We start from the raw sequence: 242 nt of genomic DNA on the forward strand, positions 1-242 counted from the left end.
AACCCTCTACTCGATGTGCGCCCAGCAGGGCGTCTCTCTATAGGGTGCAAATCCCGAACCTGCCCGATGAGGGGAAAGGTTAGCGACTCGGCAAGGGTTCAACGGCGACGTTGAGTCTGAAGGAAGCTGATAGCAAAATGCATGTTCAACGAACAGGAAGCGGATAGGAGGCGGTCTAGGCGGGTTTGGGGGCATGTATACCCAACGCCCAATACTCATACAGGACCCTAGGACGTAGATCC

At 55.4% G+C, this 242-nt stretch carries 1 protein-coding gene; it reads right to left on the bottom strand.

Translation table 11 applies throughout. From position 1 onward, the window contains the following. Positions 1-6: 6 nt before the first annotated feature. A partial coding sequence (locus ACYQ4O_RS13195; protein ID WP_460175899.1) for a hypothetical protein occupies positions 7-242 on the bottom strand: 236 nt, incomplete at its 5' end.

The organism is Turicimonas sp. TL08 (assembly GCF_054660695.1).